The organism is Achromobacter pestifer (assembly GCF_013267355.1).
Lineage (GTDB): Bacteria > Pseudomonadota > Gammaproteobacteria > Burkholderiales > Burkholderiaceae_B > Achromobacter > Achromobacter pestifer_A.
In genome coordinates, this window is the sequence record NZ_CP053985.1 from 125,378 (window position 1) to 138,152 (window position 12,775).

Annotated in this window: 14 protein-coding genes; 12 read left to right on the forward strand and 2 right to left on the reverse strand. The window is 69.4% G+C overall.

From position 1 onward, the window contains the following. Window positions 1-21 precede the first annotated feature (21 nt). Together hmpA and FOC84_RS01085 are read right to left on the reverse strand one after the other, a co-directional pair. Window positions 22-1,239, reverse strand: coding sequence for an NO-inducible flavohemoprotein (hmpA, locus tag FOC84_RS01080; RefSeq protein WP_173142803.1), 1,218 nt, complete (start codon window positions 1,237-1,239; stop codon window positions 22-24). Window positions 1,240-1,327: 88 nt separating this feature from the next. Further along, window positions 1,328-1,918, reverse strand: a complete 591-nt coding sequence (locus tag FOC84_RS01085) for a 4'-phosphopantetheinyl transferase family protein (RefSeq protein ID WP_254241868.1) — start codon at window positions 1,916-1,918, stop codon at window positions 1,328-1,330. Between the two features lie 181 nt (window positions 1,919-2,099). Between FOC84_RS01085 and FOC84_RS01090 the strand changes: the two genes are divergently transcribed. The 12 genes from FOC84_RS01090 to FOC84_RS01145 are packed head-to-tail and all read left to right on the forward strand — an operon-like array spanning window position 2,100 to window position 12,773. Then, the gene (locus FOC84_RS01090) at window positions 2,100-2,825 is read left to right on the forward strand and encodes a beta-ketoacyl synthase chain length factor (protein WP_173142805.1); all 726 of its coding nucleotides are present in this window, start codon (window positions 2,100-2,102) and stop codon (window positions 2,823-2,825) included. Further along, the gene (locus FOC84_RS01095; RefSeq protein ID WP_254241869.1) at window positions 2,822-3,622 is read left to right on the forward strand and encodes a lysophospholipid acyltransferase family protein; all 801 of its coding nucleotides are present in this window, start codon (window positions 2,822-2,824) and stop codon (window positions 3,620-3,622) included. Before FOC84_RS01090 ends, FOC84_RS01095 begins: the two co-directional genes overlap by 4 nt. Before the next feature lie 42 nt (window positions 3,623-3,664). Further along, entirely contained in the window at window positions 3,665-3,925 is a 261-nt protein-coding gene (locus FOC84_RS01100) for a phosphopantetheine-binding protein (protein ID WP_059380556.1), read from the forward strand. Window positions 3,926-3,942: 17 nt separating this feature from the next. Continuing rightward, window positions 3,943-4,197, forward strand: coding sequence for an acyl carrier protein (locus FOC84_RS01105; RefSeq protein ID WP_013392999.1), 255 nt, complete (start codon window positions 3,943-3,945; stop codon window positions 4,195-4,197). Further along, window positions 4,194-4,742, forward strand: a complete 549-nt coding sequence (locus FOC84_RS01110) for a hypothetical protein (protein WP_173142807.1) — start codon at window positions 4,194-4,196, stop codon at window positions 4,740-4,742. The genes FOC84_RS01105 and FOC84_RS01110 overlap by 4 nt, the downstream gene beginning before the upstream one ends. A 3-nt stretch (window positions 4,743-4,745) precedes the next feature. Then, a complete protein-coding gene (locus tag FOC84_RS01115) occupies window positions 4,746-6,446 on the forward strand; it encodes an AMP-binding protein (RefSeq protein WP_173142808.1) in 1,701 nt (566 codons plus the stop codon). Continuing rightward, window positions 6,433-7,185: a glycosyltransferase family 2 protein gene (locus FOC84_RS01120; protein ID WP_173142809.1), complete on the forward strand. Its 753-nt coding sequence runs from the start codon at window positions 6,433-6,435 to the stop codon at window positions 7,183-7,185. Before FOC84_RS01115 ends, FOC84_RS01120 begins: the two co-directional genes overlap by 14 nt. Further along, window positions 7,182-8,105: an LpxL/LpxP family acyltransferase gene (locus FOC84_RS01125; RefSeq protein ID WP_173142810.1), complete on the forward strand. Its 924-nt coding sequence runs from the start codon at window positions 7,182-7,184 to the stop codon at window positions 8,103-8,105. Before FOC84_RS01120 ends, FOC84_RS01125 begins: the two co-directional genes overlap by 4 nt. Further along, window positions 8,098-8,541, forward strand: coding sequence for an acyl-CoA thioesterase (locus FOC84_RS01130; RefSeq protein WP_173142811.1), 444 nt, complete (start codon window positions 8,098-8,100; stop codon window positions 8,539-8,541). The genes FOC84_RS01125 and FOC84_RS01130 overlap by 8 nt, the downstream gene beginning before the upstream one ends. Next, complete coding sequence (locus FOC84_RS01135; RefSeq protein WP_254241871.1) at window positions 8,538-9,164, forward strand: outer membrane lipoprotein carrier protein LolA; 627 nt, start codon at window positions 8,538-8,540, stop codon at window positions 9,162-9,164. Before FOC84_RS01130 ends, FOC84_RS01135 begins: the two co-directional genes overlap by 4 nt. Beyond that, window positions 9,148-11,508, forward strand: coding sequence for an MMPL family transporter (locus tag FOC84_RS01140; RefSeq protein WP_173142812.1), 2,361 nt, complete (start codon window positions 9,148-9,150; stop codon window positions 11,506-11,508). The genes FOC84_RS01135 and FOC84_RS01140 overlap by 17 nt, the downstream gene beginning before the upstream one ends. A 14-nt stretch (window positions 11,509-11,522) precedes the next feature. Continuing rightward, window positions 11,523-12,773 (forward strand): NAD(P)/FAD-dependent oxidoreductase, encoded by a 1,251-nt coding sequence (locus FOC84_RS01145; RefSeq protein ID WP_173142813.1) that lies wholly within the window; start codon window positions 11,523-11,525, stop codon window positions 12,771-12,773. Window positions 12,774-12,775 lie beyond the last annotated feature (2 nt).

A 12,775-nucleotide genomic window follows, 5' to 3' on the forward strand; every position in this document is an offset into this window, starting at 1 on the left:
CAGGCCGCCAGGATACACCGCTCAGGCGGGCGCGCCGCCGCTGCCGAAGGCTTCGGCATGAATGCGGTCGGCGGGCACGCCCAGACCGGTCAAGGCCTCGCGCTGCGCGCGCATGAAGCCCGCCGGGCCACACAGGTAGTAGTCCGCGCCGGGCACGATGACGTCGTCGCGGATGGCGTTCAGATCCACCCGGCCGGCGTAGTCGTAGTCGCGACCCGGCTGGTCGCCATGGCCGACCTCCTCGTAGAACACCGCCTTGCGCACATTGGCGCGTTCGGCGGCGATGCCGTTGACGTGGTCGCGCATGGCGTGGACGGAGTTGTTGCGGCAGCCGTGCACGAAGCGGATCTGGCGCTCGTCGTTCAGCCCCACCAGATGGTTCAGGATGGAGACCATGGGCGTCAGGCCCACGCCGCCGCTCAGCAGCACCACCGGCGCATTGCCGTCCTCGCGCAGATGGAAGTCGCCCTGGGGCGGCGCCACGTCCAGCACCCCGCCTTCTTCCAGGCGGTCATGCAGGGCGTTGGAAACGCGGCCGGCCGGCGTATCGGCGCCGGCCGCTTCGCGCTTGACCGAGATGCGCAGGCGGTCCTGCCCCGGCGCGTCGGACAGGCTGTACTGGCGCGGCTGCATCAGGCCCAGCTCGGGCACGAACACGCGCACCGATACGTATTGGCCGGGACGGTAGGCCGGCACCTCGCCGCCATCGGCCGGCGCCAGGTAGAAGGACGTGATCTCGGCGCTTTCGCGCTGCTTGCCCACCACGCGGAATGCGCGCCAGCCGGTCCAGCCGCCCGGCTTGGCGGCCGACTCCGCGTACAGGCGCGCCTCTTCAGCGATCAGCAGATCGGCCAGTTGGCCATAGGCCGCGGCCCAGGCGGCCAGCAGTTCTTCCGTGGCCGCCTCGCCCAGCACTTCGCTGATGGACGCCAGCAGATGCTTGCCCACGATCTGGTAATGCTCGGGCCGGATGCCCAGGCTGACGTGCTTGTGCACGATGCGCGTCACCACGGGCATCAGCACCGAGGGATCGTCGATGTGCTCGGCATAGGCCGCGACCGCGCCGGCCAGCGCCTGCTGCTGCTCGCCGCCCGCCTGGTGGCCCTGATTGAAGACATGCTTGAGCTCGGGGTTGTGCCTGAACATGCGGGCATAGAAATGCTTGGTCAGCGCGACGCCGTGCGTCTTGAGAACGGGGGCCGTGCCCTTGACCAGGGCGCGGATTTGGGGACTCAACATCAACTGCTCCTTGAGGCGCGATCGGGATCGCCATTAAACATGCATTTATAATACATCTTTAAATGCCGGCTGAAAAACGCGACGCGATTCAATCCTGCCCAGTTGTTGCCCAATCGCCCAGGATGGCAAGTGTCGGTAACACGCAAGCGGCCCCGCCCCGCCATTGGGGACGCACTACGCCGCCCGCTGGCGCGCGCCACGCTACCGACGCGATCCAGTCCTCGCCCAGGCGCCAGGAACAGGCGCGCCAGTGACCCGGCGGCGCTCGCAGGCGCCATTGCGCCTTGCCGTCGAATGCCAGGCCCACGGACGCCATGTCCGCCGGAAAATCCAATCCAGCCGCCTTGATGAAGGCTTCTTTCAGGGTCCACAAGAGATAGAAGCGCTCCTGTTGCGCCGCGCCTTCCAGGCCGGCCAGCGCTTCTTGCTCGGCCGGCGTGCAGACCCACTCAGCCAGACGCAAGACGTCACGCGGCCGGATGCGTTCCAGGTCGGCGCCGACCTCCCACCCCTGCGGGGCGGAAGCGCAGACCGCGTGGCCGCCGCTGTGGCTGAGCGACATGGCTGCGAGCGGTACGGCCTGCCTGACGTCTTGCAGCAGGGTCCTGCTGACCCGCCAATCGACCTGCGCCTTCGAACTGCGCAGCGCCGGGGCGCGCAGCGCATCCTCGGCCGACAAGTCCTGGTTCCGGTAGCCCTTAGCCGCGCCTTGGTCAGCCCACCAGATTAAAAGTTCCTGAACGCCCATGGGAAAATGTAACAAATCGCAAGCTAAAGTGTTAGAAATGCGGGAAATATTGTGTATTATGTAACGTTTTAAATCAAAATGACCTGACACCGCCATAGTAGAATCGCGCGCTATGTTGACGTTTTCGATCGCGCAATGGCAGGGTTGGGCGCAAGGAATCAATGGCCCGAGCGACTGGTTGGAATGGGCCGAACATCCGTTCTGCCCGATCGGAAATCAGAATCCGCCCCGCCTGGACTTCCTGCCTCCCTTGCAACGCCGCCGCTTGAGCCCACTGGCTCGCGGGGTGTTCGAGTGCGCGTGGCCGTTGGCCGAGGGGCGTCCCGCCATGCCGCTGGTGTTCGCCTCGCACCACGGCGAAACCACCCGCAACTTTGGCCTGTTGCAGGCACTTGCAGCGGACGAGCCGCTATCGCCCACCGCTTTCGGCCTGTCGGTGCACAACGCCATCGCCGCACAGTGGTCGATCATACGCCGCGAAACCACCGAGTCCGTGGCCTTGTCGGCCGAGGATGACGGCCTGGAACATGCCCTCATCGAAGCCTCCATGCTGTTCGATGCAGGCCACGCGGACGTATTGGTGGTGCTGGCCGAGGAACGTCCGCCCGCGCCTTACGCCTCCTGGGTGGATGACGCGCCTTACTCCTATGCGCTCGCCTTGCACCTGCGCCCCGGCGCGGACTGGACGCTGACGCTGGCGCCGCAAGCGCCGGACGCCGCCGACGCCGCGCGGGCCTGGCCCAACCCCCTGAACCTGTTGCGCCATCTTCTGCTGCGCACCCCCCACTGGCGCCACGCCAACCGCTCCCGACTATGGACCTGGACACGCACGACATGACCAGCGCCACGCCTCGCCGGCAGGACTTCTGGCTCTGGCGCCTGTTCGCCACCGGCATGGCCTTCACCCTGTTCGGGCTGGGCGGCGTGCTGCTGCGCGTGCTGGTGTTCCCGCCGCAGCGCCTGCTGCCCGGCGACAAGGCAGACCGCCAGCGCCGCGCGCGCGGCGCGCTGAACGGCACTTTCCGCCTGTTCATCCGCTTCATGGTCCGCACCGGCATCCTGACCGTGGAGTTCAAGGGCGCCGACCGCCTCGGCAAGCCCGGACAGATGATCCTGGCCAACCATCCTTCGCTGCTGGACGTGGTGTTCCTGGTGGGCCACGTCAAGAACGCCAACTGCATCGTCAAGCACGGCCTGGCGACCAATCCGTTCACGCGCGGCCCGGTGGCCAATGCCGGATACATCACCAACGACGAGAGCTTCGACATGTTCGACCGCGCCGCCGACGTGCTGCGCGCGGGCGAAACCCTGATCGTCTTTCCGGAAGGCACGCGCACGCCGCGCGACGCCATGCCGCGCTTCCATCGCGGCGCCTGCGCCATCGCGCTGCGCGGCGCGCGCGTGGTGACGCCCGTGGTCATCAGCATGAATCCGCGCAGCCTGACCAAGGGCGAACCCTGGTACCGGATCCCCCCCTGCCGCATGCGCTACGTGATCCGCGTGGGCGAGGACATCGATCCCGCCACCTGGAGCAGCGCTCACCCGCTGCCGATCGCCGGACGCAGGATGAACGATTACCTGCACGCCTATTTCGATGCCGAGCTGGCGCGCACCCGCCCGCCGGCGCCATCATGAATCAACAGCCGTCCAAAGCGGTGGAAGTGGAGTCCTGACCGGATGAACCAACTGGAATTTGAACTCAAGACCCTCGTCATCGAATCGCTGGGCCTGGAAGACATCGCGCCCGACGATATCGACAGCGACGCTCACCTGTTCGGCGACGGACTGGGCCTGGACTCGGTGGACGCCCTGGAACTGGGGCTCGCGCTGCAAAAGCGCTACGGCATCACCATCGATCCCGAGACGCGCAACATGCGCGAGCATTTCGCCAGCATCGCCAAGCTGGCCGAGTTTGTCGGCGCGCAACGCCGCGCCTAATGGATACGGAGTCCAGGATGCATACCCGCGACGAAATCTTCAATACGCTGCGCGGCGCGCTGGTCGAACTGTTCGAGATCGAACCTGAACGCATCACGCCCGAAGCGAACCTGTACACGGATCTGGAGATCGACAGCATCGACGCCATCGACCTCATCGACCACGTGCGCCGCCAGACCGGCCGCAAGCTCGACGCCAACGACTTCCGCACCGTGCGCACGGTCGAGGACGTGGTGCAAGCCATGTGCCAGAAACAGGATCCCGCCGCATGAGACGCGGCGTGGCGGCAGCCCTGGCCGTGGCCGGCATCGCCTATCCCTTCGCCGTCCACGCGGCGCTGGGACGGGTGAGCGCCGCATGGCTGGCGCTGCCGCTGGCCCTGCTGTGGCTGGCCCGCGGCCTGACCGCGGATGCCGCCCGGCCCGGCGCGCGCCTGCTGCCCGCCGTGGCGGTGGCGTTCTGCCTGATCCTCGCCATCTCGAATTCGCAAGACTGGTTGCGCTGGTATCCGGTGCTGGTCAACGGCATGATGTTGGCGATCTTCGGCGCCAGCCTGAAGCGCGGCCGCCCTGTGATCGAACAACTGGCCCGGCTGCGCCATCCCGATCTGCCGCCGGAAGGCGTGCGCTACACCCGCAACGTCACCCGCGTGTGGTGCGCCTTCTTCGCCCTGAACGGCAGCGTGGCCGCGGCGCTGGCGGCCTGGGGGTCCTGGAGCTGGTGGACCGCCTACAACGGCGCGGTGAGCTATGTGCTGATGGGCCTGCTGCTGGCGGGCGAATGGCTGCTGCGCCCCGCCGCCGCCAAGGCGGCGTAAAGCATGGCCTGGACCGATCTCGCGCAGCTGCTGCTGCCTGCCCCGCCCGATCTGGCCGGCGCCCTGGTCGCCGATGAGCCGCCCCTGACGCGCGAGGCGTTTGCGCACGCCAGCCTGCTAGCCGCCGGTGCCTTGCAGGCGCGAACGATGCGGCGCGTCGCGCTCTGGTTCGAAGACGCCGCCCAGATGGCCGTCGCGCTGTTCGCCTGCTGGCGCGCCGGCGTCGTCGCGGTGCTGCCGGGCGACGCCCAGGCGCAGACCTGCGCCACGCTCGACGCCACGGTGGATGCCTGGTTGAGCGACACGGAACTGCCGCTGCCGGCGCAGCGGCTATGCCGGCTGGCCGACCTGCAAGGCCACGCGCCACTGGCGCCCGCCGAGCTGGATCCCGCGCTGACGCTGGTGCTCTGCACCTCGGGATCCAGCGGCACGCCCAAGCACATCGCCAAGCATTGGCGGCAATTGATGCAGGAAGTCCGCGCGCTGCAGCAGCAATGGCCGGACGCGCGCGGGCCGGTGCTGGGCAGCGTGTCGGCGCAGCACATGTACGGCCTGCCCTTCCGGGTGCTGTGGCCGCTGTGCGCGGGGCGCCAACTGGACCGGCCGCAGCGCCTATATCCGGAAGAACTGCAGCAGGCCAGCCTGCGCCATCCCGCCTGCACCTGGATCGCCAGCCCCGCGCTGCTGCGCCGCCTGGGGCAGCGGCTGGATTGGAACCAGCTGCGCGGCCGGCTGACCCGCATCCATTCTTCTGGCGGTGAACTGCCTGCCGAGGCATCCGACCATATCGCACGACATCTGGGCCTGCGCCCCAGCGAGATCTACGGCAGCTCCGAAACCGGCGCCGTCGCCTGGCGCGAAGGCGGCAGCCCCTGGCAGCCGCTGCCCGGCGTGGCCGTCGAACTGAACGCCGAAGGCGCGCTGCGCGTGCAATCGCCCTGGGTCAGCGCCGCCGAGGCGCAGACCGCCGACGGCGCAGAGCTTGCGAATGGCGGTTTCCGGCTGCTAGGGCGCCTCGACCGCATCGTGAAGATCGAGGAAAAGCGCGTTTCCCTGCCCATGCTGGAACAGACGCTGGTGCGCCATTCCTACGTCGCCGAAGCGCGCCTGGGCGCTCTGGCCGGCGCCACGCGCCTTGCCGCGCTAGTCGCCCTGTCGGCCGGCGGCCTGCATGCCTTGCGCAACCAGGGCCGCAAGGCGCTAGTGGACGCCTTGCGCGCGCATCTGGACGCCGGCTTCGAATCGCTGGCCATTCCGCGCACCTGGCGCTTCTTTGCGCAGCTGCCCGCCAACGCCCAGGGCAAGCTGCCGCGCAGTTTGTTCGAAGCCGCCGCGGGCCCCCGGAAGCTCGCGCCCGAGGCGATGGAGCTGCCGCGCCCGTCGGAGCACGAACGCCGCTACACACTGGAAATTCCCTACGACCTGGCCCATTTCAGCGGCCATTTCCCTGCCGCCCCGGTAGTGCCTGGGGTGGCCCAGATCGGCTGGGCCATGTCGCTGGCGCAACGCGACCTCCATCCCCCACTGCGTTTCGCCGGCATGGAAGCCCTGAAATTCCAGCGGCTGCTGCGTCCGGGCGACGTGGCCGTGCTGGCGCTGAAATGGGACGCCGCCAAGCAGAAGCTGTACTTCGCCTACACGGTCAACGACGCGCCCTGCTCGTCCGGCCGCATTCTGCAGGCAGGCGGCCATGGCCCCGCATAAACTCTGCGCGCTCATTCCCGTGTACAACCACGGCGCCACGGTCGCGGCGGTGCACGCGCAGCTTGCGGCGCAAGGCCTGCCCTGCGTGTTGGTGGACGACGGCTCCGAGCCGTCCTGCGCCGCCGCGCTGGATGCGCTGGCAGGGCAGCCGCATACGCATCTGCTGCGGCGCGCGGCCAATGGCGGCAAGGGCGCGGCGGTGCAGGACGGACTGCGCGCGGCGGCCGCGCTGGGCTATACCCACGCCTTGCAGGTCGACGCCGACGGCCAGCACGCGCTGGCGGACGCGGCCGCCTTCGCGGCGGCCTCCCGCGCCCAGCCCCACGCCCTCATCTGCGGCGCGCCTCTTTATGGCGACGACGTACCGCGCAGCCGTCTCTATGGCCGCTGGCTGACGCGCGTGTGGGTCTGGATCAACACGCTTTCGCTCGACATCCCCGACGCCATGTGCGGTTTCCGCGTCTACCCGCTGGCCGAGGCGCTGCCCGTGATCGACGGCGCGCGCGTGGGCCGGCGCATGGACTTCGACATCGCCGTCCTGGTGCGCCTGCATTGGCGCGGCGTCGCGATGGCGTGGCTGCCGACGCGCGTGGCCTATCCGGAAGGCGGCATCTCCCACTTCAAAGGCTTGCGCGACAACCTGCTGATCAGCCGCATGCACGCGCGCCTGTTCTTCGGCATGCTGGCGCGCTCGCCCTTGCTGCTGTGGCGGCGGCTTGCCGGAGGTCAGCGTCCATGAGCGCCGCCGACCAGCATTGGGCCGGCCAGCCCGAGCGCGGCAGCGCCCTGCTGATGCGTCTGACGGCGTGGGCGGCGCGCACCTTGGGCCGCCGTCTCGTCGCGCCCGTGGTCTGGCTGGTCGTGCTGTATTTCTACATCTCCGGCGGCCGCGCGCGGCGTTCGATCGCGGCCTACCAGCGGCGGCTGACGCAATCCGGCCCACTGGCCGAACCGCTGCCGCGCCGCATGCCGGTCTACCGCCAGTACCTTGCGTTCGCCAACGCCATCCTGGACAAGCTGGACGTCTGGCAAGGCAAGATCACGATGGCCAATCTGGACATCGCCGATCCCGACGGCCTGCACGCGCAAATGGGCAGGAACCGCGGCCAGATCCTGGTCGGCTCGCATCTGGGCAATATCGAGGTCTGCCGCGCGCTGGCCGAACAAAGCGGCACCTTGAAACTCAATGTGCTGGTGCACGACAAGCACGCGGCCCATTTCAGCCGCCTGCTGCATGCGGCCGGCGGCGGGCTGCGCATGATCCAGGTCAGCGAGCTGGACACGCCCGCCATGCTGGATCTGGCGCAGCGCCTGGACCGCGGCGAATGGCTGGCGATCGCCGGCGACCGCGTGCCGCTGCAGGGCGACCGTTGCACGCCCGTGGACTTCCTGGGCGCCAGCGCGCTGCTGCCGCAAGGCCCCTGGCTGCTGGCCGGCCTGCTGCGCTGCCCCGTCAACCTGCTGTTCTGCACGCGCCACGGCGCGCGCTACCGCGTCGCGATGGAACGCCTGTCCGACGGCATCGAATGGACGCGCGCCACGCGCCAGGCGCGGATCGCCGAGCTGGCCCAGCGCTACGCCGACCGCCTTGCCGCGCACTGCCGCCTGGCGCCGCTGCAATGGTTCAACTTCTACCCTTTCTGGAAAGACGATGCGTAAACGGGGCGTCATCGGCGCTGAAATCGAAATCCGCGTGCCCTTCTTCGACGTGGATCCACTCAACGTCGTCTGGCATGGCCACTACGTCAAGTACCTGGAACAGGCCCGCTGCGAACTGCTGGACCTGCTGGGACACAACTACGACGCCATGCGCGCCAGCGGCTACGCCTGGCCGGTGATAGACCTGCACCTGCGCTATGCGCAGCCCGCGCAATTCGGCCAGCGCCTGACCGTGCGCGCCGAACTGGTGGAATGGGAGCACCGGCTGAAGATCAACTACCTGATCCTGGACGCCGCCAGCGGCCAGCGCCTGACGCGGGCCACGTCCGAACAGGTGGCAGTCTGCATGCAGACGCGCGAAATGCAACTGACCTCGCCTGCCGCGCTGGTCGATGCCGTGCGCGGCAAGCTGCAATCGATGGAGACGCCCGCATGACGCGCCGCTTCGCCCGCCTGGTTCTCATGCGCCGCCTGTGCGCCCTGCTGGCCCTGGCGCTGCTGCCCCTGGCCGCCCGCGCCTTCGACCTGGCCGAGTTGCAGGCGCAACTGAGCGCCACGCCGGTCGTGCGCGGCCACTTCGTGCAGCAGAAATTTCTGCGTTCGCTGCCACAACCGCTGACCAGCCGTGGCGATTTCACGCTGGCGGCGGGCAAGGGCCTGCTGTGGCTGTTGCGCACGCCGATCGCGCAGGACCTGCGCATCGACGCCCGCGGCATCTTCCGGCGCGACGAAGCCGGCAAATGGCAGGCCCTGCCGCAGCACACCGGCGCCGGCCGCGAGAACCGCCTGTTCCTGTCCGTGCTGGCAGGCGACACCGCCGGACTGCGCGAGAACTTCGACCTGACGCTGACCGGCCAGGCCGATGCCTGGCAGTTGCTGCTGACGCCGCGCTCGGTCCTGTTGCGTCAGATCTTCGACAACATCCAGATCAACGGCGGCAAGCTGGTGGACCGCATCGAACTGCGCGAGACGCAGGGCGACCGCAGCGTGCTGCAGATGACGGATGCGCAGGCCGCCCAGGCCCTGACCGCCGAGGAGCAACGTGCGTTCGCCGATTGAGCGCTGGCTGCCGCGGCTGTTCAAGCTGGGGCTGCTGCTGATCCTCTGCGCCGGCGCCTGGCAAAGCCGCCACGGCTGGCCGGTGTCGGCCAACCTGATGGAGCTGGTGCCGCAGGCCGGCGCCGACGCCACGCGCCAATTGGCCGAGGCCCGCATCCAGGAACCCCTGTCGCGCCAACTCATCGCGCTGGTCGCCGCCCAAGACGCGAACGCCGGCGCGGACGCCGCGGCGCCCGCGCGCCTGCTCGCGCAGCGCTGGAGGGACAGCGGCTTGTTTTCTTCCGTGCAGGTGGAACTGCAGGTCGACGTGCCCGCGCTGCGCGCGCAACTGCTGGCCGGCCGCCTGTCCATGCTGCCCGCGGCGGACCGGCGCCAGCTCGAGACCGACCCCGCCGCCTACGCCCAGCGCCGCGCGCGCGAATTGTCGGATCCATTTTCGTCTTCGGGCCTGGTACCTGCGGACCAGGACTGGCTGGGCCTGACGCGCCGCGCCGAACAGGCGCTGCGCCCGGGCGGCGCGGTGCAGTACGACATGGGCACGGGCACCCTGCAGGCGGAACACGCCGGCAGGCGCTGGGTGCTGGTGCGCGCCGAAACCCGCGGCGATGCGTTCGATGCCGCCGCTCCCCAGCACATCGCCGCGCAACTCGAACAGGACCGCGCGGCCCTGGGCGCGGCCGGCGCCGAGCTGCTGGTGGCCGGCGGTCCCTTGTACGCGGCGGCCGGCCGGGCACAGGCGGTTGCCGAAAGCAGCTGGATCGGCACCGGCGCCACCATCGGCATCGTGCTGGTCCTGCTGTTGGCGCTGCGGCGCGTGCGCGCGCTGCTGGCCTTCGTGCCGGTCGCCGTCGGGCTGCTGACCGGCGCGGTGGCTTGCGTGGCCGTGTTCGGCTCCATCCACGTCCTGACCCTGGTGATCGGCGCCAGCCTGATCGGGGTGGCGGTGGATTTCCCCATGCACTGGCTGGGCAAGAGCTATGGCATGGCCGACTGGCAGGCCTGGCCCGCATTGCGGCGCGTCCTGCCGGGGCTGACCATCAGCCTCGCCGCCAGCCTGGTCGGCTACATCGCGCTGGCGTTCACCCCGTTCCCCGCGCTGACGCAGACCGCGGTGTTCTCGGCCGCCGGCCTGCTGGGCGCCTATGCCTGCACCGTGTGCCAGTTGCCGGCCTGGATGGATGGCTGGCGGCCCCGCCCCTGGCAACCGCTGCTGCGCTTTGCCGAAGCCGCGCTGCGCGCGCGCCAGCGCCTGGCTGCACGCCGCGCCGCGCTCTGGCTGGGCGCCCTGGCCCTGATCGCCGCCACCGCCGGCGGCATCGGCCGGCTGAGCATCCAGGACGATCTGCGGCAATGGTTGAGCCTGCCCGCGCCCTTGCTGCAGCAGGCCCGGCAGATCGGCGAAATCACGGGTTTCATGCCGACCAGCCAGTTCTTCCTGGTGCGCGCGCCCGACGCCGACGAACTGCTGCGCAGGCAGGCACGGGTGGCGCAGGCGCTGGACGCGCTGGTCGCGCGCGGCGATCTCGCCGCCTACAACGCCTTGAGCCAGCTGGTCTCCCCGGCCGCCGACCAGAAGGCGCTGGGCTCGACGCTGGCCGGCCTGGCCGCGCAGCCCGACGCCTGGAAGCCGCTCACCGATATCGGCATCCCCTATGTGGCCTTGCGCCAGGAACTGCAATCCATGGCCGCGTTGCCGCCGCTGACCATCGAGGACGCGCTGCAAGGCCCGCAGGCCGAACGCTGGCGGCCGCTGTGGCTGGGCGCGCGCGACGGCCAGGCCGCCGGCATGGTCACCCTGCTGGGCCTGCGCGATGCGTCCGCGCTGGAGGCCATCGCCCAGGCCGCGCCGGACGTGACGCTGGTGGACCGCAGCGGCGAACTGAACCGCATGTTCGCGGCGACCCGGATCGAAGCCGCCGAACTCAAGCTCCTGTCCTATGTGGTCGCGGCCGTGTTGCTGCTGCTGACCCTGGGACGCGCCGCCGCCTGGCGCATCCTGGCCGTGCCGCTGGCGGCCACCGCCTGCAGCCTGGCCGCGCTGGGCTACCTGGGCCAGCCGCTCACCCTGTTCAGCCTGTTCGGCCTGCTGCTGGTGTCGGCGATAGGCGTGGACTACGCCATCTTCATGTACGAACGGGTCGCGGGCGCGGCCGCCAGCCTGGTCGGCATCCTGCTGGGCGCCGCCACCACGCTGCTGTCCTTCGGCCTGCTCGCCGTCAGCCAGACGCCCGCCATCGCCAATTTCGGGCTGGCGGTAGCGCTGGGCGTGGCCTTCTCGCTGCTGTGGGCGCCATGGATCAATCCGCCGCGCGACGCCGAGCCGCATCCTGCTTTCAATAACTAAAAGGACATTCCGGCATGGAACATCGCGAAATTGTAGTCATAGGAGCGGGTCCGGCAGGCGCGGTCGCCGCCGCCCTGTTGAAGCGGCAAGGACATGACGTCCTGATGCTGGAACGCCAGCAGTTTCCGCGCTTTTCCATAGGCGAAAGCCTGCTCGCCCATTGCCTGGAGTTCGTGGAAGAGGCAGGCATGCTGCCGGCGGTGCAAGCCGCCGGCTTCCAGGTGAAGAACGGCGCCGCCTTCGCCTGCGGCGAGCGCTATACCCACTTCGATTTCCGCGACAAGTTCACCGCCGGTCCCGGCACCACGTTCCAGGTGCAGCGCGCCCAGTTCGACAAAGTCCTGGCGGACGATGCCGCCCGCCAGGGCGTGGAAGTGCGCTACCTGCAGGAAGTGACGGCGGCCGATTTCGACAGCGGCGACGGCCCCTTGCTGGAGGTGCGCGGCGCCGATGGCGCGGCCTACCAGGTGCAGAGCCGGTTCGTGCTCGACGCCAGCGGCTACGGCCGCGTGCTGGCGCGCCTGCTGGACCTGGAGCGCCCGTCGTCGATGCCGCCGCGCAAGGCCATCTTCACCCATATCGAGGACCGCATCGACGACCCCGGCTTTGACCGCGAGAAGATCCTGATCAGCGTGCACCCGCAAGAACGCGGCATCTGGTACTGGCTGATCCCCTTCTCCAACGGCCGCTGCTCGTTCGGCGTGGTCGGCGGCGAGGACCTCTTCGGCGGCCCCGGCCAGGACCTGATGGCCACGCTGCGCGAAATGGCCGACGCCGCCCCCAACCTCAAGCGCGTGCTGAAGAACGCGGTCTGGGACACGCCCGCCAATACCATCGGCGGTTATTCGGCCAGCGTGCGGCGGCTGCACGGCCCCGGCTACGCGCTGCTGGGCAACGCGGCGGAATTCCTCGACCCGGTGTTTTCCTCCGGCGTCACCATCGCCCTGCGCTCGTCCAAGCTGGCGGCCGATGCGCTGCACCGCCAACTGACTGGTGCGCAGGTCGACTGGCAGGCCGAATTCGCCGACCCGCTGATGGTGGGCGTCGAGACCTTCCGCGCCTATGTCCAGGGCTGGTACAGCGGCGAGTTCCAGGACGTGGTCTTCCACGAGAACGCACAGCCCGAGATCCGCCGCATGATCAGTTCCATCCTGGCGGGCTACGCCTGGGACCAGAGCAACCCGTTCGTCGCCAACCCGCAGCGCCGCCTGCGCATGCTGAGCGAGCTTTGCCGCGGCGCCCAAGCGCAGCCGCTGCCCGCCTGATC